The organism is Streptomyces sp. NPDC017991 (assembly GCF_044328075.1).
Taxonomy (GTDB): Bacteria; Actinomycetota; Actinomycetes; order Streptomycetales; family Streptomycetaceae; genus Streptomyces.
This window is the reverse complement of the sequence record NZ_JBIRGP010000002.1, coordinates 302,877-325,620: the sequence shown is the minus strand read 5'-3', so window position 1 is coordinate 325,620 and position 22,744 is coordinate 302,877. Positions and strand designations below refer to the sequence as shown.

Genomic DNA, 22,744 nt, shown 5'->3' with positions numbered 1-22,744 from the left:
ATTTCCTGAGCCGCTGGCAGAGACGATCGATGGAGCTTTGAGGATCATGAGCGAGACGAACACCGCTGCCTCCGAGGTGGCAGCGCCGCACCGCTACACGGCCGCCATGGCCGAGCAGATCGAGGCACGCTGGCAGGACGTATGGGACGCCGAGAACACGTACGCGGCGCCCAATCCGAAGGGTGACCTGGCCGGCGACCCCGAGCTGGCGGCCAGGCCCAAGAAGTTCATCATGGACATGTTCCCGTACCCCTCCGGTGCGGGCCTGCACGTCGGTCACCCCCTGGGCTACATCGCCACCGATGTCTTCGCCCGCTACCAGCGCATGACCGGCCACAACGTCCTGCACACGCTGGGCTTCGACGCCTTCGGCCTGCCCGCCGAGCAGTACGCCGTGCAGACCGGCACGCACCCGCGGGTGTCCACCGAGGCCAACATCGCGAACATGAAGGTCCAGCTGCGCCGCCTGGGCCTGGGACACGACAAGCGCAGGTCCTTCGCGACGATCGACCCGGACTACTACAAGTGGACCCAGTGGATCTTCCTGCAGATCTTCAACTCCTGGTACGACGCCGAGGCCGGCCGGGCCCGTCCGGTCGCCGAACTGGTCGCGCAGTTCGAGAGCGGTGAACGCGCGCTGCCCGGCGGACGTATCTGGAGTGAGCTGTCTCACGCCGAACGGGCCGACGTCCTGGGCGACCACCGCCTGGCGTACGCCTCCGAGGCGCCCGTCAACTGGTGTCCCGGCCTGGGCACCGTCCTGGCGAACGAGGAGGTCACCGCGGACGGCCGCTCCGAGCGCGGCAACTTCCCCGTCTTCAAGGCCAAGCTGCGCCAGTGGAACATGCGCATCACCTCGTACGCCGACCGGTTGCTGGACGACCTGGACGCGCTGGACTGGCCCGAGGCCATCAAGCTGCAGCAGCGCAACTGGATCGGCCGCTCCGAGGGCGCCCGCGTCGACTTCCCCGTCGACGGCGACGCCATCTCCGTCTTCACCACCCGCCCGGACACCCTGTTCGGCGCGACCTACATGGTGCTGGCCCCCGAACACCCGCTGGTCGAGAAGCTGACCCCGGCCGCCTGGCCCGAGGGCACCCACGACGTCTGGACGGGCGGCCACGCCACCCCGTCCGAGGCCGTCGCCGCCTACCGCGCGCAGGCCGCCGCCAAGTCGGACGTCGAGCGACAGGCCGAGGCCAAGGACAAGACGGGCGTCTTCATCGGCTCGTACGCGACCAACCCGGTCAACGGCGAGCAGGTCCCCGTCTTCGTCGCCGACTACGTCCTGATGGGCTACGGCACCGGCGCGATCATGGCCGTCCCGGCGGGCGACCAGCGCGACTTCGAGTTCGCGCGCGCCTTCGAGCTGCCGATCCGCTGCGTGGTCGAGCCCACCGACGGCCGCGGCACCGACACGTCGACGTGGGAGAACGCGTTCGGCTCGCACGACGCCAGGATCATCAACTCCGCGAACGGCGACATCTCGCTGGACGGTCTGGGCGTCACCGAGGCCAAGGCGCGCATCACCGAGTGGCTGGAGGGCAAGGACGTCGGCCGCGGCACCGTCAACTTCCGGCTGCGCGACTGGCTGTTCAGCCGGCAGCGCTACTGGGGCGAGCCCTTCCCGATCGTCTACGACGAGGACGGCATCGCCCACCCGCTGCCCGAGTCGATGCTGCCCCTGGAGCTGCCGGAGGTCGAGGACTACTCGCCGCGCACCTTCGACCCGGACGACGCGAACACGTCCCCGGAGACCCCGCTGTCCCGCAACGAGGACTGGGTGAACGTCAGCCTGGACCTGGGCGACGGCCGCGGCACGCGCGCGTACCGCCGCGAGACCAACACCATGCCCAACTGGGCCGGTTCCTGCTGGTACGAGCTGCGCTACCTGGACCCGCACAACTCCGAGAAGCTGGTCGACCCGGAGGTCGAGCAGTACTGGATGGGCCCGCGCGAGGGTCAGCCCCACGGCGGTGTCGACCTGTACGTGGGCGGCGCCGAACACGCCGTACTGCACCTGCTGTACGCGCGCTTCTGGTCCAAGGTGCTGTTCGACCTGGGGCACGTCTCCTCGGCGGAGCCGTTCCACAAGCTGTACAACCAGGGCATGATCCAGGCCTTCGTGTACCGCGACAGCCGTGGCATCGCCGTACCGGCCGCCGAGGTGGAGGAGCGCGACGGCGCCTACTACTTCGAGGGCGAGAAGGTCTCCCGGCTGCTGGGCAAGATGGGCAAGTCCCTGAAGAACGCGGTCACTCCGGACGAGATCTGCGCCGAGTACGGTGCGGACACCCTGCGCCTGTACGAGATGGCGATGGGCCCCCTGGACGTGTCGCGGCCGTGGGACACGCGCGCGGTGGTGGGCCAGTTCAGGCTGCTGCAGCGGCTGTGGCGCAACGTCATCGACGAGACCACCGGTGACGTCACCGTCGTCGACGTCCCGGACGCCGACATCGACGCGGACACCCTGCGCGCCCTGCACAAGGCGATCGACGGCGTACGCCAGGACCTGGAGGGCCTGCGCTTCAACACCGCCATCGCCAAGGTCACCGAGCTGAACAACCACCTGACGAAGGCGGGCGGCCCCATCCCGCGGACGGTGGCCGAGTCGCTGGTGCTGCTGGTCGCGCCGCTGGCCCCGCACATCGCCGAGGAACTGTGGCGCAAGCTGGGCCACACCGACTCGGTCGTCCACCGGGACTTCCCGGTCGCCGACCCGGCGTACGCCGTCGACGAGAGCGTGACCTGCGTCGTGCAGATCAAGGGCAAGGTCAAGGCGCGCCTGGAGGTCTCCCCTTCGATCTCGGACGAGGAGCTGGAGAAGGTGGCGCTGGCCGACGACAAGGTGGTCGCGGCGCTGGACGGGGCGGGCATCCGCAAGGTGATCGTGCGGGCGCCGAAGCTGGTGAACATCGTTCCGGCGTAGGCGACGGCCGGGCGACGGCTGGGCGACGACCGGGCGACGGGGCCGGGCGGCGGCGGGGCGGCGGCCGGTGAGGCGCCGCTCCGGGTCTTCCCCTACGGGCAGGTTGGGGGTTCCGCTGGAACCCCCAACCTGCTTTTTCCGTTTACGGTGAAAGAGCCCACAAGTGCGTGGAAGAGCCCGCGTGCACTGGACGCAGCACCCGAGAGGACCGTCATGGAAGCCGTGGTCGCCATCGTGGCGCTGATCTTCTTGCTGTTCGTGACCCTGGGCATATACGCCACGGTGAAGGTGGTCGGCGCCGCGAAGCGTGGCGTGGACCGCACCGTCGCGCAGGCCCGCCGCACGGTGGAGGACTCCACACTCAAGGCGAAGACCTTCGCCCAGCCGGGATCCCTGGGGCAGCTCGCCCAACTGCGTCTCTCCCTGCGCACGTCGATGCGGGCCACCCAGGAGGCGCTGCAGGCGGGCGTGGGCGAGGACGCCTCGCTGAAGGAGTCGCTGGCGCTCTTCGACCGCCTCAGCGCGCACGGCCAGGAGCTGGACGCCGAGTTGAAGCGGCTGGAGCGCGAACCGGACAGGGCGCGCCTCGCCGAGCGGCTGCCCGCGCTGCGGGAGCGCACCGAGCAGATAACGAAATCGGCCGACGCACTGCGCTGGGCGGCCCGCGACCGTGCCCAGCGCTTCGGTGGCGACGACCTGGAGTCGCTGAGCACGCAGATCGACATGGAGGCGGGCGCGCTACGGCACTGGACGACGGAACCGTCGCCCACGGGGACGACCGGCTCGGCGAACGGCTCGGCGACCGGCTCCGGCTCGTCGGCCAACTCGTCGACCGGTCCGTCGACCGGTCCAGCGGCTGGTTCCTCGACCGGTTCCGCGACCGGTTCGTCGCCCCGGCCGGCGACGGAGTCCTCGTCCGCGCCGCCGTGGCCGGAGGCGCCGAGCGCCGCCGCCGACCAGCAGACCTGGCCGGACAACCCCGAAGCGCGCAGGGCCGAGGAGCCCACCCGGGCCGCGATCGACGCACCCAGGCAGCGGGCCGCCTACCCTTGGGAGAAGAAGCCCCGCCCGGAGAGCACGACTTGATACCGCCGGTCCGGCAGCGGGCGGCAGGGGCCGGGCTGCCTTCCACGTCCACTGACAGGTAATCTCCAGCTCATGTCCCGCCATGTCGCGATCGTCACCGATTCAACGGCCTACCTGCCGCCACGGACGATGGAGCGCCACGGCATCACCGCGGTGCCCCTGACCGTGGTCCTCGGCGACCAGGCGCTCGAAGAGGGCACCGAGATCTCGGCCCGCTCCCTGGCCCTGGCCCTGCAGAAGCGGCGGTCCGTCACGACCTCCCGGCCGAGCCCCGAGGTCTTCGCCGAGACCTACCGGCGCGTCGCCGCGTCCGGCGCCACCGGCATCGTCTCGTTGCATCTGTCGTCCGAGTTCTCGGGCACCTACGACGCGGCGGTCCTCGCCGCACGCGAGGCTCCCGTGCCCGTGCGCGTGGTGGACACCGGGATGGTCGCCATGGCCCTCGGCTTCTGCGCACTGGCGGCCGCCGAGTCCGCGGAGGCGGGCGGCACGGTCGACGACGCGGTCACGGCGGCGGAGAAACGGGCCGCGGGCACGTACGCGTACTTCTACGTCGACACCCTCGACTATCTCCGCCGGGGCGGCCGGATCGGGGCGGCACAGGCCTTGCTCGGCTCCGCACTGGCCGTCAAACCGCTGCTCGAACTGGACGGCGGGCGCATCGAGCTCCGGGAGAAGGTGCGAACCGCCACCAAGGCGATCGCCCGCCTCGAAGAGATCGTGGCCGACCGGGCCGGGAGCGCCCAGGTCGACATCGCCGTCCACCATCTCGCCGCCCCCGACCGCGCCTCGGCGCTCGCGGAGCGGCTGAGGGTACGGGTCCCGGGGCTGGTCGACCTGCATGTGAGCGAGGTCGGAGCGGTGATCGGGGCGCATACGGGGCCGGGTCTGCTGGGGGCGGTTGTCTCGCCTCGGTGAGACGCCGTGAGACGTTTCGGTGTGACATCTCGGTGTGACGCCTCGGCGAGATGCGGGCTGGTGTCCGGAGCGGGTGTTCTCGCCCGAGCGGGTGGCGGAGTTATCCACAACTGGGTGGTAATCCCCGGGAATTGAGCAAGATCATCGGGGATCGGTTCTTGTGCCCGATTCTCGTCCCATGCCACTTCGATCAGTTTCACGGACCACGACAGCCACCAGCGGACCGGGCCGCGGCCCGGCCTCCGACGTTCGTACGCGACACCGCCGCCGGCCCCACCGCGGCAGGTCCCGGCGCCGAGAGGCCTCGGCGGAGACGCTGCGCCTGCGCGCGGAGACACTCTTCGCGCCTGAACGGGGGCGGGTGCGCGGGGAGTCGCGGCACGGGCCGCCGGTGGAGTGGAGCGACGGCGCCCTCCAGGGACGCGCGGAATCGCGCGACGAGCCCTCACCGTCCGACCGCCGACAACACACTCTGTCGGGTGCGGGGGAGAGCGCCAGTGGCCCCGGGAGTCCCGGGGTGGGAGCGGGAGCGCTGGGGGGCGCGGACGGGGTCACCGACGAGGTCGCCGACGAGGTCGCGGACGAGGGCCGGACCGCTCCCGCGTGGCGGCGGCGGGCGGGGCTCGCCGTCCGGGAGCGGATGCCGCTGTGGCTTCAGTCCAGGTGCGGCCTGGAACGCAGGAGCGTGGCCGCGCTCGCTGTGGTGCTGGTCGTCGCCGCGGTCCTCGCCGCACAGCACTTCTGGTCGGGGCGGACCCAGCCGGTGCGGGCCCCGGAGATCGTGCGGGCCGCGGTTCCGTACGGGGAGGAGGGGGCGGCCGGGCAGCGGACGGCGGCCGGAACCTCCGCTGCCGCCCGGGCGCCCGCGGACGCGGTCCCCACAGCACTCGTGGTCGATGTCAGCGGCAAGGTGCGCGAGCCGGGTATCCATCGGCTGCCGGCCGGCTCCCGGGTCGCCGACGCGCTGAAAGCCGCGGGCGGGGTACGTCCGGGCACGGACACCGAAGGCCTCAACCGCGCACGGTTCCTGGTGGACGGCGAGCAGGTGGTGGTCGGGGAGCCGTCGGCGGTGGGACCGGGAGTGCCGGCGGTCCCGGGAGCCGCGGGGGGTTCGGGTGTCACGGGAGGTTCGGGTGTCGTGGGTCCCGGTGGGGCCGCCCCCGCTCCGGTCACTCCGGTCGCCCTCAACACGGCCACTGCGGAACAGCTGGACACGCTGCCCGGCGTCGGCCCTGTACTGGCGCAGCACATCATCGACTACCGGGGTCGGCACGGCGGCTTCCGTTCGGTCGACGAGCTCCGCGAGGTCAACGGAATCGGCGACCGCCGTTTCGCCGATCTGCGGAATCTCGTGCGGCCATGAGGGGCCCGGCCTCGACGCAGCGGCCGGCGGTGCACGCGGTCTCCGGCAGTCCGCTCGGTGCCGCGCATCCTCGTCAGGAGGGCCCGACGGATCTGCGGCTGGTCCCACCGGCGCTGGCGGCCTGGGCGACGGCGGCGGTGACGTTGGACGCACCGCCGGGGTGGGTCGCGGGCGTGGTCGCGCTCTGCGTGGCCGTGGCCGGACGACTCCTGCTCGTGGGGCGCGCCCGTGTGCGGGGCGCGCCGCCCGATCGACTGCCGGAGCCGGAGCCGGAGCCGGAGCCGGGGCCGGGGCCGGGGCTTGAGCCGCGGTCCCGGTCCTTGTGGTCGCTTCGGTTGCTCCGGTCGTCCTGGTCGTCCTGGTCGCAGGCCTCCGCGGCGGCCTTGCTGCTCTGTGTCGCCGCCGCGGCCGCCTCCGCCGGGCTGCACGGTGCGGATCTGCGCAGGGGCCCGATCCCGGAGTCGGCGCGGCAGTACGACCGGGTGACCGCCGAGGTGGAGGTCACCTCGGACCCACGGCTCACCCGGCCCCGGATCAAGGGGAACCGCGCCGCCCCGACCGCGATCCTGCTCGACGCCGAGGTCAGGCACGTCGAGAGCCCGGACGGGACGGTGGCGCGGACCCGTACGCCGGTGCTGCTGATCGTGGACGCGCGACCGGGAGCGGGAACGAGGCCGGGACCGGGACCGGGAACGAGGCTGGGATCGGGGCCGGGGCTGGCGGGGTCCGAGTCGGGTCCCGGGGTGGGCCGTGCGGGGGCGGGCTCGCCCTGGCTCTCCCTCCTGCCCTCCACGCGGGTACGGGTGACCGCACAGGTCGCGCCCGCGCTCGGCGGCGGCGACCGGATCGCGGCGGTGCTCCGAGTGCGCGGCAGCGGGCCACCGGCGGTGGTCGGGCAGCCGTCCGCCACGCAGCGGTTCGCCGGAGAGCTGCGGGGCAGCCTGCGGGCGGCGACCGACGGGCTGGAGCCGGACGCACGGGCGCTGCTGCCGGGACTGGTGGTCGGGGACACCTCCCGGATCCCACCGGAGCTGGACGAGGCGTTCAGGGCGACCGATCTCACACACATCCTCGCTGTCAGCGGGGCCAACTTCACGATCGTGCTGGCTCTGCTCATCGGGCCGCCGGGCCGGGCCCAGCGGATCGAGCGCCGAGGGCTGGCGCCCCGGCTCGGTCTGCCGTTGCGGGCGACCGCCCTGTGCGGGGGTGCGCTCACGCTCGGCTTCGTGATCGTGTGCCGACCGGACCCGAGTGTGCTGCGGGCCGCGGCCTGCGGATCGATCGCGCTGCTGGCCATCGCCACCGGGCGCCGCAGATCGCTGATTCCGGCGCTGGCCACGGCCGTGCTCGTGCTGGTGCTGTACGACCCCTGGTTGGCGCGGAGTTACGGCTTCCTGCTCTCCGTGCTCGCCACCGGCGCCCTGCTCACGCTGGCCCCACGGTGGAGTGCGGCGCTCCGCGCCCGCGGGGTGCCGCCGAGGTTGGCCGAGGCGCTGGCGGCCGCGGGCGCCGCGCAGGCGGTGTGCGCGCCAGTCGTCGCCGTCCTCTCGGCGCGGGTCAGCCTGGTGGCGGTGCCGTGCAACCTGCTCGTGGAGTTCGCGGTCGCGCCGGCCACGATGCTGGGTTTCGCGACCCTGACCACGGCTCCTTGGGCGATGCCGGTCGCGAAAGTACTGGCGTGGTGCGCGAGTTGGCCGGCCGGGTGGATCGCGGACATCGCCCGGGCGGGTGCGGCCCTGCCGGGAGGAGGCATGGACTGGCCGGGAAGCTGGACGGGGGCGCTGCTGCTCGCCGGTGCGATCGCCGTCCTCGTGTTCGTCGGGCGCAGGCTGCTGCGGCATCCCTGGCTGAGCGGCGCCTGCGGAGTGCTGCTTCTGCTCGTGCTGGTGCAGCCGCCGCCTCTCACCCGGGTGATCACAGGGTGGCCGCCGCCGGATTGGCGGTTCGCGATGTGCGATGTGGGTCAGGGCGACGCGACAGTGCTCGCGGCGGGTGACGGCAGTGGGGTGGTGGTGGACGCGGGACCCGACCCGATACTCGTCGACCGGTGTCTGAAGACGCTCGGTATCACCAAGGTGCCCCTCGTCGTACTGACCCACTTCCACGCGGACCACGTGGCCGGTCTGCCGGGTGTGCTGCGCGGGCGTTCGGTGGGCGCGATCGAGACGACGGGTTTGGAGGAGCCACTGGACCAGGCCGATTCCGTCCACCGGCAGGCCGCGATCCGGCGCATTCCGGTGACGCGGGCGGTGGCGGGAGAGCGGCGTCGTACGGGCGGGCTCGACTGGCAGGTGCTGTGGCCGCCGCCGAGTCGGGCCCCGGGGTCCGGGCCGGTCCCGGTCGCGGGGCCCGAGCAGGGGCCGGAGCCGGAGGGGCCGAACGACGCGAGCGTCACCCTGCTCGTCCGGTCGGCCGGGCTGACGATGCTGATGCTCGGAGATCTCGAACCACCCGCTCAGCAGGCCTTGTTGAGATCACCGGCCGGAATCGGTCTGAAAGCCGTGGATGTCCTCAAGGTCGCACATCACGGTTCCGCCTATCAGGATCCGGACCTCATACGACGGGCGGCGCCACGCCTCGCGCTCATCTCGTGCGGCGCCGACAACCCCTATGGGCATCCGGCACCGAGCACGATGGCCGCACTGGAAGCAGGGGGCGCGCAGGTGCTGCGCACCGACGTGGACGGGGCGGTAACCGTGGGAGGAGGAGACGATCACCTGCTGATCACGCGAGACTGAGGGTATGAAACCCGCACAGGTCGATGCCTACCTCCGCCGGATCGGCGTCACCCACCCCGCTTGGCCCACCGCCGACGTACTCCGTGAACTGCAGTTGCGACACCTGCTGACCGTGCCGTTCGAGAACCTGTCGATCCACCTCGGTGAGGAGATCGTGCTGGAGGAGAAACCGCTCCTGGACAAGCTGGTGGGCGCCCGCAGGGGTGGCTTCTGCTACGAACTGAACGGGGCGTTCGGCGCGTTGCTCAAGGCGCTGGGCTTCGATGTGACGCTGCTCGCGGGGCGGGTCTACGGGGAGGAGGAGCGGCTCGGGATTCCCTACGACCATCTGGCGCTGCGGGTGCGGACGGTGGACGGGGGCGACTGGCTGGCCGACGTCGGGTTCGGGGCGCACAGCCACTACCCGCTGGCCTTCGGGGAGCGGGGGGAGCAGGCGGATCCGGCGGGCGCGTTCCGGGTGATCGTGGCCGGGGCGGATCCGGCCGGGGTGCGGGGCAGCGCCGGGGAGTTCGGGGACCTGGAGGTGGTGCGGGACGGCAGGTCCCAGTACCGGCTGGAGACGCGGCCGCGGGTGCTCGGGGACTTCGTGGCCGGGGCCTGGTGGCACAGCACCTCGCAGGCGTCGCACTTCAGCCAGTCGCTGGTCTGTTCGCGGGTCACGGAGGACGGCGGGCGGGTCACGCTCAGCGGGCGCGCTCTCACGGTGACGGACCCCGAGGGTGGGAAGACGACGGCGGAGTTGGCCTCGGACGAGGAGGTGCTGGAGGCGTACAGGAAGCGGTTCGGGATCGTGCTGGAGCGCGTCCCGGTTGTCCGGAGAAGCGGCGGCTGAGGGAAAAACATAAACGGAACGGCCAATTCGGTCTACTCGTGTCTAGTACCAGCACATGCGCTGGTTTCCTGCGATGTAGTCGTCTGTTGCCTCGAAAGTCGCATCGGTGGTCGAATACCTCCCCAACAACGAGTGTTTTCACAGCGTGCGTTGACGCGAGGGTGGGTCGCAGATGGTCGGCAGCTGGCTGGGGAACCGTACGAACCGGGCGCAGGCGGGCAATCTCGCCTCGGTGCCGTTGCCGGAGGGTGCCGGTGTGCTCGGCTGCCGGGTGCTGGATCCGGTGAAGCAGCCGGTGCCGGACGCGCAGTTCCTGGTCACGGATGCGGCGGGACGCAGAGTGGTCGGCGGGGAGCTGGATCCGTTCGGGTCCTTCCTGGTGACGGTACCGGCCGGTGAGTACCGCCTCGCGGTGTCGGCCGAGGGGCACGCCCCGTACCGGGCGAATGTCACCGTGCCGGCGAACGAGGTGGCCGCGCTCGGTGACGTGACACTGAATCCCGCGCGACCACCCGCGTTACCGGCGCCGGGGGACTGGGAGATCGAGCCGACCCATTCCTCGATCGGCTTCACGGCCCGGCATATCGGGATGGCTCGGGTGCGGGGACGGTTCAACACCTTCGCGGGGATAGTGCGGGTGGCCGAGGACGTGGAGCAGTCGGCGATGCATGTGGTGATCGACGCGGGGTCGATCGACACCAACGTCCGGACACGGGACGGTCATTTGAAGTCGGCGGACTTCCTGGACGTGGACCGGTTTCCGACGGTGGAGTTCTACAGCGACCGGTTCACGCACCGGGGCGGCAGCCGGTGGGGGGTCGCCGGGGCGCTGTCGTTGCACGGGGTGACGCGGACGATCACGTTCGACACGGAGTATCTGGGGGTCGGCAACGGCACGGAGGGCGAGGTGCGGGCGGCCTGCCGGGCCACCACCGAGTTGCGGCGCGACGACTTCACGGTGAGCTGGCAGTCGATGCTGGCGCGGGGCATCGCCATGGTCGGGACGAGCATCACGGTCGACCTGGACATACAGATCGTCCCCAAGGGCTGACCCGGGACCCGGGACCCGGGACCCGGGATCAGGGATCAGGGATCAAGGTCCCGGGATCAGGGGCGGGGCCTTCGGTTGCCGGCCACTGGCCACTGACCGTCGGCCGCCGGGCGCCGGTTGCCGGTTGCCCGGTGCCCCCGGTGCGAGGCGTGGTCGCCGTGCCGGAAAATGGCCGGGTGAGCGACGTGAGACATGTACTGGTGCTGCCCGACCGCGATGCCGCTCAGGAGGCGGCGGAGGCGCTCGGTGAACAGTTCGCGCTGGACGAGGAGCCCCAGCTCGTACGGGACGCCCTGGCGGGTGAGGACGATGCCGAGGACGCGCAGTGGCTGCTCGTGCTGCGCGACGAGAACGGGCGGCTGGACGCGCGGGAGTTGGACGATTTCGTGAGGGAGTGGGACGGCTGGCGCGAGGAGCCGTAGGGGGTCCTAGGGGGCCGTAGGGGTGCCGTAGGGGGGCACGGCCCTTCGGTGGTCGCGGGCCCGTTGTCGGTGGTGCGTGGGATGCTGGGCGCGATGGCCAGGAACTCTGCACAAGACAATCCGCTCGCCCCCGTCACGATCGCCGTGGGGCAGGAGGACCTCCTGCTCGACCGTGCCGTGCAGGAGGTGGTCGCCGCCGCGCGCGCCTCCGACGCGGACACCGACGTACGGGACCTCACATCGGACCAGCTGCAGCCGGGCACGCTCGCCGAGTTGACGAGCCCGTCGCTCTTCGCCGAGCGCAAGGTCGTCGTGGTGCGGAACGCGCAGGATCTGTCGGCGGACACGATCAAGGACGTGAAGGCGTACCTGGGGGCTCCGGCCGAGGAGATCACACTCGTGCTGCTGCACGCCGGGGGTGCCAGGGGCAAGGGGCTGCTCGACGCCGCGCGCAAGGTGGGGGCGCGGGAGATCGCATGCCCCAAGATGACGAAGGCGGCGGACCGGCTGTCCTTCGTGCGTGCGGAGTTCCGTGCGCTGGGGCGGTCGGCGACGCCCGAGGCGTGCCAGGCGCTCGTCGACTCGATCGGCAGCGATCTGCGGGAGCTGGCCTCCGCGACGACCCAGCTGGTCGCGGACGTCGAGGGGACGATCGACGAGGCTGTCGTCGGGCGGTACTACACCGGCCGGGCGGAGGCCTCCAGCTTCACGGTGGCGGACCGGGCGGTCGAGGGGCGGGCGGCCGAGGCGCTGGAGGCGCTGCGGTGGTCGCTGTCGACCGGGGTCGCCCCCGTCCTGATCACCAGCGCGCTGGCGCAGGGGGTGCGGGCCATCGGGAAGCTCTCTTCCGCGCGGGGTGGGCGACCGGCCGATCTGGCGCGGGAGCTGGGGATGCCGCCGTGGAAGATCGACCGGGTTCGGCAGCAGATGCGGGGGTGGACGCCGGACGGGGTCGCTGTCGCGTTGCGGGCCGTCGCCGAGGCCGATGCGGGGGTGAAGGGGGGTGGGGATGATCCTGAGTACGCGCTGGAGAAGGCGGTTGTCGCGATCGCCCGGGCGGCGCGGATGCGGCGGGGGTAGTTTCCGTCCCTGTTCTGGGGGCTGCGCCCCCAGGCCCCCCGTCGGCCTGAACGGCCTCGTCCTCAAACGCCGGAGCGGCTGAAAGAAAAAGCACAAGCCCCGCCCCGGCCCCGAACGGGCTGAAAGAAAAAGAACAGGCCCCACCCCCACCCCCCGCTCCCGGCCCCCGGTCGCGAAACAGACCGAAAACACGAACCCCGGCCCCCGCCCCTTCCAGGGCAAGGGCCGGGGCCCGGTTCATGCTGGGGACTCGTACCCGCGTGGCGAACGCAGTCGCGTACGAGTCGGGGTGCCGGTCGGGAGCGGATGAGAGAGGGCCCGCTCAGGTCCTTCCGGCGTTCGAATCACTTCGAATCAAGTGAGTGCGGGGCCGTGGCCCAGTACTCGGCAGAGGTTCAGCCCTTGAGGGAGGCGACCTTCGAAGCAAGCGCCGACTTCTTGTTGGCGGCCTGGTTCTTGTGGATGACGCCCTTGGAGACGGCCTTGTCCAGCTTGCGCGAGGCTTCGCGCTGCGCGGCCGTGGCCTTCTCGACGTCACCCGCGGCAGCGGCCTCGCGGGCCTTGCGGATCGCGGTCTTCAGCGAAGACTTGACGGCCTTGTTGCGCAGCCGAGCCTTCTCGTTGGTCTTGATCCGCTTGATCTGGGACTTGATGTTCGCCACGAATGAGCCTTCTCAGGTTCAGGCGCACGAGACGGGGCGTCTCACGACGGTGAGTCTCATGCGCCGGTGATTTCTCTTCTGAATTTCCTGCGTTTCCTGCGCGTCCCCTGCAGAGAGGGCAGGAGACACAGCTGCCCAGATTAGCAGTCGCCCTGCTGACGGCCCAAACCGGTCGCACGTCGCCGCCCGTGGGACCATGGAGCCTACGTATCGATCCGACCCGAGGCGACAGGCGCCTCAAGAGACAGGACCCTGCGTGCCCGCGATCCCTAACAATGTGCCCGAGCCGAGCCGTACCGCCCCGGCTCAGATCCGCAACTTCTGCATCATCGCGCACATCGACCACGGCAAGTCCACGCTCGCCGACCGGATGCTCCAGCTGACCGGGGTGGTCGACCAGCGGCAGATGCGCGCCCAGTACCTCGACCGCATGGACATCGAGCGCGAGCGCGGCATCACCATCAAGTCCCAGGCGGTGCGGCTGCCCTGGGCGCCGACCGAGGATCCGGGCAACACCCACATCCTCAACATGATCGACACCCCCGGGCACGTCGACTTCACGTACGAGGTCTCGCGGTCGCTCGCCGCCTGTGAGGGCACCGTCCTCCTCGTGGACGCGGCCCAGGGCATCGAGGCCCAGACCCTCGCCAACCTCTACCTGGCGATGGAGAACGAACTCACCATCGTCCCGGTGCTGAACAAGATCGACCTGCCGGCCGCCCAGCCCGAGAAGTTCTCCGAGGAGCTGGCCAATCTCATCGGCTGCCAGCCGGAGGACGTGCTCAAGGTCTCGGCGAAGACCGGCGTCGGTGTGGACGCGCTCCTGGACCGGGTCGTGAGGGACGTGCCGGCCCCGGTCGGTGTCGCCGACGCGCCCGCCCGCGCGATGATCTTCGACTCGGTCTACGACTCGTACCGGGGCGTGGTCACCTACGTCCGTGTCATCGACGGCCAGCTCAACAAGCGCGAGCGCATCAAGATGATGTCGACCGGCGCCACGCACGAGCTGCTGGAGATCGGCGTCTCGTCCCCCGAGATGACGCCGGCCGACGGCATCGGCGTCGGCGAGGTGGGCTACATCATCACCGGCGTGAAGGACGTCCGTCAGTCCAAGGTCGGTGACACGATCACCAGCAAGGACAAGGGCGCCACCGAGGCCCTCGGCGGGTACAAGGACCCGAAGCCGATGGTCTTCTCGGGCCTGTATCCGCTGGACGGGTCCGACTACCCCGACCTCCGTGAGGCGCTGGACAAGCTCCAGCTCAACGACGCCGCCCTGGTCTACGAGCCGGAGACCTCCGCGGCGCTGGGGTTCGGCTTCCGTGTCGGTTTTCTGGGATTGCTGCACCTCGACGTCATCCGTGAGCGCCTGGAGCGCGAGTTCAACCTCGAACTCATCGCCACCGCGCCCAACGTGGTCTACCGCGTGATCATGGAGGACGGGAAGGAGCACACGGTCACCAACCCGAGCGAGTTCCCCGAGGGCAAGATCGACAAGGTCTTCGAGCCGGTCGTCCGGGCCACGATCCTCGCCCCCAGCGAGTTCATCGGTTCGATCATGGAGCTGTGCCAGACCCGCCGCGGCACCCTCCTCGGTATGGACTACCTCTCCGAGGATCGCGTCGAGATCCGCTACACGCTCCCCCTCGCCGAGATCGTCTTCGACTTCTTCGACAACCTGAAGTCCAAGACCCGCGGCTACGCCTCCCTGGACTACGAGCCCACCGGCGAGCAGGACGCCTCGTTGGTGAAGGTCGACATCCTCCTCCACGGCGACCGCGTGGACGCCTTCTCGGCCGTCACGCACAAGGACGCGGCGTACGCGTACGGGGTGCGGCTCGTCGCCAAGCTGCGCGAGCTCATCCCGCGCCAGGCCTTCGAGATCCCCATCCAGGCGGCCATCGGTTCCCGGGTCATCGCTCGCGAGACCATCCGCGCCATCCGCAAGGACGTCCTCGCCAAGTGTTACGGCGGTGACATCTCCCGTAAGCGGAAGCTCCTTGAGAAGCAGAAGGAGGGCAAGAAGCGGATGAAGATGGTGGGCTCTGTGGAGGTTCCGCAAGAGGCCTTCATCGCCGTGCTGTCCAGTGACGAGAACGCGGGCAGCGGCAAGGGGAAGAAGTAGCCGTCAGCAACCATCGGGCCAAGCCCGAGAACATGGGCCCGTCGTGCTTTCGCGCGGCGGGCCCCTGCCGTCCGAGGACTGCCGCATTTCGCCCACGCTCTGTAGGAAGTGACAGGCCGCCGCCTCTTACGCACCGGGCGGACGGGCTTTACTCTGATCACCACTCGACGTTACTCGCGAGTTAAACAACGACCGCTACTGAGCTAACCGCAACCAGCCAGTCACGCACTGTCGCGGGCCCCGGAGGATGTCGTGAGCGACACACAGACCCTGATCGAGAACCGTCCGCCGTCCGTGGCGGCCCTCTTCCTGGAGCGCGTGGCGGCCACGCCGGACGCCGAGGCGTACCGCTACCCGGTACCGGCGGCCTCGGGCGAGGGGCCGGACGAGTGGAGGTCGCTCAGCTGGGCGCAGGCGGCCGAGCGGGTCTACGCGATCGCGGCCGGCCTGATCGAGCTGGGCGTGCGGCCGGAGCAGCGCGTCGCGCTCGCCTCCTCCACCCGCGTCGAGTGGATCCTCGTCGACCTCGGCATCATGTGTGCCGGCGCCGCGACGACGACCGTGTACCCGTCGACCAAGTCCGACGAGTCGGCGTTCATCCTCTCCGACTCCGAGAGCAGGGTGCTGGTCGCGGAGGACGCGGAGCAGCTCGCCAAGGCGCGGGAGAAGCGTGCCGAGCTGCCCGATCTCAGCCATGTCATCGTGATCGACTCCGCGGGCGTCGAGCCCGCCGGCGACGAGGGTGACTGGGTGATCGGCCTTGCCGAGCTGGAGAAGCGCGGTGCCGCGTACCTGGAGAAGAACCCCGACCTGATCAAGGAGAAGGTCGGGGCGATCACCAAGGACCAACTCGCGACCCTCATCTACACCTCCGGCACCACCGGCCGCCCCAAGGGCGTACGGCTGCCGCACGACAACTGGTCGTACATGGCGAAGGCCATCGCCGCGACCGGCCTCGTCGGCAAGGACGACGTCCAGTACCTGTGGCTGCCGCTCGCCCATGTCTTCGGCAAGGTGCTCACGTCCGGCCAGATCGAGGTCGGGCACGTCACCGCCGTCGACGGCCGCGTGGACAAGATCATCGAGAATCTGCCGGTCGTGCAGCCGACGTACATGGCCGCCGTGCCGCGGATCTTCGAGAAGGTCTACAACGGGGTCGCGGCGAAGGCGCGGGCCGGCGGCGGCGCCAAGTACAAGATCTTCCAGTGGGCGGCCGAGGTCTCCCGCGAGTACGCGAAGGCCACCCAGGACAACTTCCGCCGTACCGGTGTCGCCTCCGCGCCCTTCGGCCTCTCGGCCAAGCACAAGGTCGCGGACACGCTCGTCTTCGCCAAGATCCGCGAGGCCTTCGGCGGCAACCTCCGCGCCTGCGTCTCCGGCAGCGCCGCCCTCGCGCCCGACATCGGCTACTTCTTCGCGGGCGCCGGCATCCACATCCTGGAGGGTTACGGACTCACGGAGTCGTCCGCGGCCTCCTTCGTGAACCCCGGGGAGGCGTACCGCACGGGCACGGTCGGCAAGCCGCTGCCCGGCACCGAGGTGCGGATCGCGGACGACGGCGAGATCCTGCTGCGCGGCCCCGGCATCATGGAGGGCTACCAGGGGCTGCCCGAGAAGACCGCCGAGGTCCTGGAGTCCGACGGCTGGTTCCACACCGGTGACATCGGCGAGCTGTCCCCGGACGGCTATCTGCGCATCACCGACCGCAAGAAGGACCTCATCAAGACGTCCGGCGGCAAGTACATCGCGCCCGCCGAGGTCGAGGGTCAGTTCAAGGCGGTCTGCCCGTACGTCTCCAACATCCTCGTGCACGGCGCCGACCGGAACTTCTGCACCGCGCTCATCGCCCTCGACGAGCCGTCGATCCTCGCCTGGGCCGCGGACAACGGCCTGGGCGGCAGGTCGTACGCCGAGGTGGTCGCCGCACCCGCGACGGTCGCGCTGATCGACGAGCACGTCAGGACGCTCAACGAGAGCCTGCAGCGCTGGCAGACCATCAAGAAGTTCAAGCTCCTCCCGCGCGACCTCGACATCGAGCACGGCGAGCTGACCCCGAGCCTCAAGCTGAAGCGCCCGGTCGTCGAGCGCGAGTACCAGCACCTGATCGACGAGATGTACGCGGGTACGCGCGAGGCGTAGTCGCCGCCGTGGTGCGACGGGGGCGGGGCGGGGTCACAGGCCCCGCCCCCTGCGCATCTCGCGCAGCAGGTCCTCCATGTGGCTCACATGCCGGCGCAGTTCGGCCATGTCGGTGAGACCGCTGGCCGACATGTTGGTCTCGATCGCGTGCAGCCGCCGGGCGAGTTCGTCGAACTGCGCCTGCTCGTGGGCGAGCATCCGCTCCAGCTGCTGGTTCTTGCGGTGCAGATCGAGGAAGACGGTGACCTTGGCGCGCAGCACCCAGGGGTCGAACGGCTTGGTGAGATAGTCGGCGGCTCCGGTGGCGTATCCGCGGAACGCGTAGCCCGCGTCGGAGTCCGTACCGGTCAGGAAGATGATCGGTACGTCCTTCGTCTGGTCGAGCCGCTTGATGTTCGCGGCGGTCTCGAACCCGTCCATGCCCGGCATACGGATGTCGAGCAGGACGACCGCGAACCGCTGCCGCAGCAGAGCTTTCATCGCCTCCTCGCCCGACCGGGCGCGTACGAGCGGCTCGTTGAGGGACCCCAGGACGGCCTCCAGCGCGATCAGATTGTCCTCCATGTCGTCCACGAGGAGAATGCTGGCGCGCTCGTCGGTCGATGCCTCAGTGCTCATGGTGATCGATTGCCTGCCTCATTCGGTCGTCGGCGGGACGGCGGGTTCCTCTGATGTGCCGGCCCCCGCGGTGACGGTGGTGGCGTCCGCCTGCTCCTGGCCGTCCGCGCCCTCGGGGTCGAGGAGAGCACAGACGACGGTCAGCAGCTGGTCGACGTCCACCGGCTTGGGTACGTAGTCGTTCGCACCGCGCGCGATGGACTTCTCACGGTCGCCCGGCATCGCCTTGGCGGTGAGGGCGACGATGGGAAGTCCGGCCCAGCGCGGGGTGCGGCGGATGACGGAGATGGTCTCGTAACCATCCATCTCCGGCATCATGATGTCCATCAGGACGAGCCCTACGTCGGGATTGCGTTCCAGGGTCTCGATGCCCTCGCGGCCGTTCTCCGCGTACAGGACGGGCATTCCGACCCGGCCCAGTACGTGGGTGAGCGCGAAGACGTTACGGATGTCGTCGTCCACGATCAGCACCCGCCGCCCCGGCAGGACCTGGCCCGCACGGCCTGTCTTCCACGCCTCCAGTTTGGTGGGCGCCGGCCAGCTGTCGTCCTGGTCGTGGGCGGTGAAGGGTTCGGCGGACAACTGCTCGGGCAGGGTCAGGTCCTGGTCCTCGGCGCCGGTCGGCAGGTGCCCGGGGCTGACGACCGGCACGTACAGCGTGAAGGTGGAACCCTCACCGGGCACGCTCTCGGCGACGATGCGGCCGCCCAGCAGGCCGGCGATCTCCCGGCTGATGGACAGGCCGAGGCCCGTGCCGCCGTACTTGCGGTTGGTCGTGCCGTCGGCCTGCTGGAACGCCTCGAAGATCACCGGGAGTTTCTCCGGGGCGATGCCGATGCCGGTGTCGGAGACCGTGAACGCGACCACGTTGTCGCTGCCGTCCCGGGTGAAGTGGGGCTCGGGGGCCTGGACGCGGTTGACGCGCAACTCGACCCGGCCCGACGCGGTGAACTTGATCGCGTTCGAGAGCAGGTTGCGCAGGATCTGCTGGAGCCGCTGCTCGTCCGAGAACATCTCGCGCGGTACGTCCTCGCCGACCGCCACCTCGAACGCGAGACCCCGGTCGATGGTGAGCGGACGGAAGGTGGCGTGCACGTAGTCGAGCAGCTTGATCAGCGGCAGCTTCTTGGGGCGTACGTCCATCCGGCCGGCCTCGATCTTCGAGAGGTCGAGGATGTCGTTGATGAGCTGGAGGAGGTCCGATCCCGACCGGTGGATCGTCGACGCGAACTGCACCTCCTGGTCGGAGAGATGGCCGTCCGGGTTGTCGGAGAGCAGCCGGGCGAGGATCAGCAGCGAGTTGAGCGGGGTGCGCAGCTCGTGCGACATGTTCGCAAGGAACTCCGACTTGTACTGCGACGAGGTCGCCAACAGCGCCGCCTTTTCCTCCAGTTCGGCGTTGGAGCGCCGCAACTCGGCCTGCTGCGACTGCAGTTCGTCGGAGCGGTCCTGCAACTGGATCGCCAGCCGCTGGGACTCGCCGAGCAGCGACTCCGTACGGGAGTTGGCGATGATGGTGTTGATCGCGACACCGATGGTGTTCACGAACTGGTCGAAGAACGCCAGGTGGACGTCGGAGAAGCGGGAGAACGAGGCGAGCTCGATGACACCGAGCAGCTTGTCCTCGAAGAGGATCGGGATGATGACGACGCTCGCCGGGGCCGCCTCACCCAGACCACTGTTGATCTTGATGTAGTCCGGCGGGGCCTCCTCCACCAGGATCCGCTTCCGCTCGCGTGCGGCCTGCCGTACGAGCCCGTGCACCGGCATGCTGACCGTGTCGACCGTCGCGCTCTGGGCCGACCCGTATCCGGCGATGAAGGCGAGCCCCTTGATGGGCACGGCCGTCTGCAGGGTCGTCTTGTCCTCCTCCGGATCGGCCAGGAAGAAGGCGCCGAACTGCGCGTTCACCAGCGGGGTCAGCTCGCGCAGGATCAGGTCCGCGACCTCCATCAGGTCCCGGTGGCCCTGCATGAGGGCGGCGAGGCGGGCGAGGTTCGACTCCAGCCAGTCCTTGGCGCGGGTGGTCTCACGCAGGTTGGCCACCATCAGGTTGATGTTGTCCTTGAGCTCGTCCACCTCGCCCTGGGTCTCCACCGTGATGGAGCGGGACATGTCGCCCTGGGCCACCGCGGACGCCACCTCGGCGATCGCGCGGACCTGGGTGGTGAGGTTCGACGCCAGCTCGTTCACGTTCGTCGTCAGACGCTTCCAGGTGCCGTACACACCCTCGACCCGCGCCTGACCGCCGAGCTGCCCCTCGGAACCCACCTCGCGGGCCACCCGGGTGACCTCGGAGGAGAACGACGACAGCGTGTCCACCATCGTGTTGATGGTGGACTTCAGTTCCAGGATCTCGCCGCGCGCGTCGACGTCGATCTTCTTCGACAGGTCGCCCTGGGCCACCGCGGTGGCGACCTGCGCGATGTTGCGGACCTGTGAAGTGAGGTTGTCCGCCATGTAGTTGACGTTGTCGGTGAGGTCACGCCACACACCGGAGACGCCGAGCACCCGGGCCCGGCCGCCGAGACGGCCGTCGGTGCCGACCTCACGTGCCACCCTCGTCACCTCGTCGGCGAAGGCGCGCAGCTGCTCCACCATCGTGTTGACGGTGTCCTTCAGTTCCAGGATCTCGCCGCGCGCGTCGACGGTGATCTTCTTGGAGAGGTCGCCGTTGGCGACGGCCGTGGTCACCTGGGCGATGTTGCGCACCTGCGAGGTCAGGTTCAGGGCCATGAAGTTGACGTTGTCGGTGAGGTCCTTCCACACCCCGGAGACGCCGCGGACCTGGGCCTGACCGCCGAGGTTGCCCTCGGTGCCGACCTCGCGCGCCACCCGGGTGACTTCGTCGGCGAAGGCGGAGAGCTGGTCGACCATGGTGTTGATGGTGCTCTTCAGCTCCAGGATCTCGCCCTTCGCCTCGACCGTGATCTTCTTGCCGAGGTCGCCCTGGGCCACGGCGGTGGAGACGAGCGCGATGTTGCGGACCTGCGAGGTGAGGTTGTCCGCCATGAAGTTGACGTTGTCCGTCAGGTCCTTCCACACTCCGGACACTCCGCGGACCTGGGCCCGGCCGCCGAGGTTGCCCTCGGTGCCGACCTCGCGGGCGACGCGGGTGACTTCGTCGGCGAAGGCGGAGAGCTGGTCGACCATCGTGTTGATGGTGCTCTTCAGCTCCAGGATCTCGCCCTGGGCACCTACGGTGATCTTCTGGCTCAGATCGCCGTTGGCGACGGCCGTGGTCACCTGGGCGATGTTGCGCACCTGCGAGGTCAGGTTCGAGGCCATGAAGTTGACGTTGTCGGTGAGGTCCTTCCACACCCCGGACACACCGCGGACCTGGGCCCGGCCGCCCAACTCGCCCATCGTGCCGACCTCGCGCGCCACCCGGGTGACCTCGTCGGCGAAGGCGGAGAGCTGGTCGACCATCGTGTTCACGGTCAGCTTCAGTTCGAGCAGCTCACCGGTCGCCTCGACCGTCACCGTGCGGGTCAGGTCACCGCGCGCCACCGCCGTGGTCACCAGGGCGATGTCACGGACCTGGGCGGTCAGCCGGGACGCCATCGTGTTGACCGCCTCGGTCACGTCCCGCCAGCTGCCCGACAGGCCGGTCACCTTGGCCCGGCCGCCGAGGCGGCCCTCGGTGCCGACCTCGCGCGCGACCCGGGTGACCTCGCCCGTGAAGAGGGACAGCTGGTCGACCATCTTGTTGACGGCCCGTCCCAGGCGCCGCAGATCGCCCCGGAGCTGACGGTTGCCGTCGTGCAGATCGACGCGCTGGGTCAGGTCGCCGCCCGCCACCGCGTCCAGGACCCGGGTCGCGTTGGCGGCCGGTGCCACCAGGGCGTCGAGCAGCTGGTTGACGTCGTTGATCCGGGTCGTCCAGTGGCCCTGGCCGGGGCTCGCGGCGAGCCGCTCGTCCAGTCGGCCGTGCCGCACGATCTCACGACGGACCCGCTGGGCCTCCGCGTTGAAGTGCGTGCTCCGGTCCAGGATCTGGTTGAAGACCATGCCCAGCTCGGCCACGATGCCGTGCCCCGTCGTCTCGGGCACCTTGCTGAAGTCGCCGTCCCGGGCGGACGTCATGGCGGCCAGGAGAGGACGCAGATCCGATGCGCGAATCGGTCCGTCCCCGAGCACATGCATAGCACTGTTCTCACTCATGGTGGCCCACTTCGGTAACTCGGTGCTTATGGGCGTAGCCAGTCTGTCACTCTGTCTGCATTGCTTGGGGCGTATTCGTCCGAACTGCTCAGGGAGACGCACAGTGGGGGCCATTCCGCCGCAACCGGAGTCCGGGTCCAGTGCTTCCGGGGCCTCGGCGCGCTCGCACGCGGTGGCCCGTACGTCCTTGCCGGGCAACTCCGTCGCCCCGGGCGCGGCCCGCAGGTTCGTCCGCGCGACGCTCGCCGCTTGGGCCGAACTCGGCGTGCCTGGCGCGGAGTTGGTCACCGATCAGCTCGTAGGTGACGTGATGGTGGTCGTCAGTGAGCTGGTCACGAACGCCGTGGTGCACGCCGGTACGGACGTGGAGCTGCTGTGCCGCCTCGACAACTGCACGGAGGACTGCGCGCCGGGGGCCCCGAGCGGCACGGCTCCCGTGCCGGCTCCGGCACGGGGCCCTGTATCGGGCGCCGCGGCGGCTCCTGCGCCGGGCGCCGCATCGGCTCCCGTGCCGGGTGCCGCGGCGGCCTCCGTGCCGGGCAGTGAGCCGGGCTTGGCGCCCGGTGCCGTGCCGGGCTTGGCGCCGGGCGGCGCGCCGGGAAGTGCGTCCGGCATTG

At 70.2% G+C, this 22,744-nt stretch carries 15 protein-coding genes; 11 read left to right on the top strand and 4 right to left on the bottom strand.

The genetic code is table 11. The features are described from left to right. Nucleotides 1-46 precede the first annotated feature (46 nt). The 9 genes from leuS to holA all read left to right on the top strand — a co-directional run bounded on the left by leuS (nucleotide 47) and on the right by holA (nucleotide 12,419). On the top strand, nucleotides 47-2,929 hold the full coding sequence (leuS, locus tag ACH4DZ_RS06010) for a leucine--tRNA ligase (protein ID WP_398285728.1): 2,883 nt from the start codon (nucleotides 47-49) through the stop codon (nucleotides 2,927-2,929). A gap of 213 nt (nucleotides 2,930-3,142) precedes the next feature. After that, nucleotides 3,143-4,015: a hypothetical protein gene (locus ACH4DZ_RS06005; protein WP_398285727.1), complete on the top strand. Its 873-nt coding sequence runs from the start codon at nucleotides 3,143-3,145 to the stop codon at nucleotides 4,013-4,015. A 72-nt stretch (nucleotides 4,016-4,087) separates the two neighbouring features. After that, nucleotides 4,088-4,933: a DegV family protein gene (locus ACH4DZ_RS06000; RefSeq protein WP_398285726.1), complete on the top strand. Its 846-nt coding sequence runs from the start codon at nucleotides 4,088-4,090 to the stop codon at nucleotides 4,931-4,933. A gap of 178 nt (nucleotides 4,934-5,111) precedes the next feature. Further along, a complete protein-coding gene (locus ACH4DZ_RS05995; protein WP_398285725.1) occupies nucleotides 5,112-6,296 on the top strand; it encodes a helix-hairpin-helix domain-containing protein in 1,185 nt (394 codons plus the stop codon). Further along, on the top strand, nucleotides 6,293-9,034 hold the full coding sequence (locus tag ACH4DZ_RS05990; protein WP_398285724.1) for a ComEC/Rec2 family competence protein: 2,742 nt from the start codon (nucleotides 6,293-6,295) through the stop codon (nucleotides 9,032-9,034). Before ACH4DZ_RS05995 ends, ACH4DZ_RS05990 begins: the two co-directional genes overlap by 4 nt. 4 nt (nucleotides 9,035-9,038) lie before the next feature. Beyond that, a complete protein-coding gene (locus ACH4DZ_RS05985; RefSeq protein WP_398285723.1) occupies nucleotides 9,039-9,866 on the top strand; it encodes an arylamine N-acetyltransferase in 828 nt (275 codons plus the stop codon). Between the two features lie 172 nt (nucleotides 9,867-10,038). Next, nucleotides 10,039-10,917 (top strand): YceI family protein, encoded by an 879-nt coding sequence (locus tag ACH4DZ_RS05980; RefSeq protein ID WP_398285722.1) that lies wholly within the window; start codon nucleotides 10,039-10,041, stop codon nucleotides 10,915-10,917. A gap of 176 nt (nucleotides 10,918-11,093) precedes the next feature. Then, the gene (locus tag ACH4DZ_RS05975) at nucleotides 11,094-11,339 is read left to right on the top strand and encodes a hypothetical protein (protein WP_398285720.1); all 246 of its coding nucleotides are present in this window, start codon (nucleotides 11,094-11,096) and stop codon (nucleotides 11,337-11,339) included. A gap of 93 nt (nucleotides 11,340-11,432) precedes the next feature. Next, nucleotides 11,433-12,419, top strand: coding sequence for a DNA polymerase III subunit delta (gene holA / locus ACH4DZ_RS05970; protein WP_398285719.1), 987 nt, complete (start codon nucleotides 11,433-11,435; stop codon nucleotides 12,417-12,419). 395 nt (nucleotides 12,420-12,814) lie between these two features. Here holA and rpsT read toward each other — a convergent pair whose 3' ends face one another. Beyond that, nucleotides 12,815-13,081 carry a 30S ribosomal protein S20 gene (gene rpsT / locus ACH4DZ_RS05965; RefSeq protein WP_107016309.1) on the bottom strand — a complete coding sequence of 89 codons (267 nt, stop codon included), beginning with the start codon at nucleotides 13,079-13,081 and terminating at the stop codon, nucleotides 12,815-12,817. A gap of 256 nt (nucleotides 13,082-13,337) precedes the next feature. Here rpsT and lepA point away from each other — a divergent pair, with 256 nt between their 5' ends. Beyond that, nucleotides 13,338-15,206 carry a translation elongation factor 4 gene (gene lepA, locus ACH4DZ_RS05960; protein ID WP_328496415.1) on the top strand — a complete coding sequence of 623 codons (1,869 nt, stop codon included), beginning with the start codon at nucleotides 13,338-13,340 and terminating at the stop codon, nucleotides 15,204-15,206. Nucleotides 15,207-15,458: 252 nt separating this feature from the next. Next, on the top strand, nucleotides 15,459-17,345 hold the full coding sequence (locus tag ACH4DZ_RS05955) for an AMP-dependent synthetase/ligase (protein ID WP_398285718.1): 1,887 nt from the start codon (nucleotides 15,459-15,461) through the stop codon (nucleotides 17,343-17,345). A 33-nt stretch (nucleotides 17,346-17,378) separates the two neighbouring features. Here ACH4DZ_RS05955 and ACH4DZ_RS05950 read toward each other — a convergent pair whose 3' ends face one another. The 3 genes from ACH4DZ_RS05950 to ACH4DZ_RS05940 form a co-directional block, all read right to left on the bottom strand. Then, nucleotides 17,379-17,963: a two-component system response regulator gene (locus ACH4DZ_RS05950; protein WP_398285717.1), complete on the bottom strand. Its 585-nt coding sequence runs from the start codon at nucleotides 17,961-17,963 to the stop codon at nucleotides 17,379-17,381. Nucleotides 17,964-17,981: 18 nt separating this feature from the next. Then, nucleotides 17,982-22,049 carry a HAMP domain-containing protein gene (locus tag ACH4DZ_RS05945; protein WP_398285715.1) on the bottom strand — a complete coding sequence of 1,356 codons (4,068 nt, stop codon included), beginning with the start codon at nucleotides 22,047-22,049 and terminating at the stop codon, nucleotides 17,982-17,984. A 369-nt stretch (nucleotides 22,050-22,418) separates the two neighbouring features. Continuing rightward, a complete protein-coding gene (locus tag ACH4DZ_RS05940) occupies nucleotides 22,419-22,742 on the bottom strand; it encodes a hypothetical protein (RefSeq protein WP_398285714.1) in 324 nt (107 codons plus the stop codon). Nucleotides 22,743-22,744: the final 2 nt, after the last annotated feature.

Coding starts and splice junctions, on each gene's coding strand:
- ACH4DZ_RS05950 (WP_398285717.1), bottom strand. CDS start 17,963: ATGAGCACTGAGGCATCGACCGACGAGCGCGCCAGCATTCTCCTCGTG.
- ACH4DZ_RS06000 (WP_398285726.1), top strand. CDS start 4,088: ATGTCCCGCCATGTCGCGATCGTCACCGATTCAACGGCCTACCTGCCG.
- ACH4DZ_RS05995 (WP_398285725.1), top strand. CDS start 5,112: ATGCCACTTCGATCAGTTTCACGGACCACGACAGCCACCAGCGGACCG.
- ACH4DZ_RS06005 (WP_398285727.1), top strand. CDS start 3,143: ATGGAAGCCGTGGTCGCCATCGTGGCGCTGATCTTCTTGCTGTTCGTG.
- ACH4DZ_RS05990 (WP_398285724.1), top strand. CDS start 6,293: ATGAGGGGCCCGGCCTCGACGCAGCGGCCGGCGGTGCACGCGGTCTCC.
- holA (WP_398285719.1), top strand. CDS start 11,433: ATGGCCAGGAACTCTGCACAAGACAATCCGCTCGCCCCCGTCACGATC.
- ACH4DZ_RS05940 (WP_398285714.1), bottom strand. CDS start 22,742: ATGCCGGACGCACTTCCCGGCGCGCCGCCCGGCGCCAAGCCCGGCACG.
- ACH4DZ_RS05945 (WP_398285715.1), bottom strand. CDS start 22,049: ATGACGTCCGCCCGGGACGGCGACTTCAGCAAGGTGCCCGAGACGACG.
- ACH4DZ_RS05985 (WP_398285723.1), top strand. CDS start 9,039: ATGAAACCCGCACAGGTCGATGCCTACCTCCGCCGGATCGGCGTCACC.
- leuS (WP_398285728.1), top strand. CDS start 47: ATGAGCGAGACGAACACCGCTGCCTCCGAGGTGGCAGCGCCGCACCGC.
- ACH4DZ_RS05980 (WP_398285722.1), top strand. CDS start 10,039: ATGGTCGGCAGCTGGCTGGGGAACCGTACGAACCGGGCGCAGGCGGGC.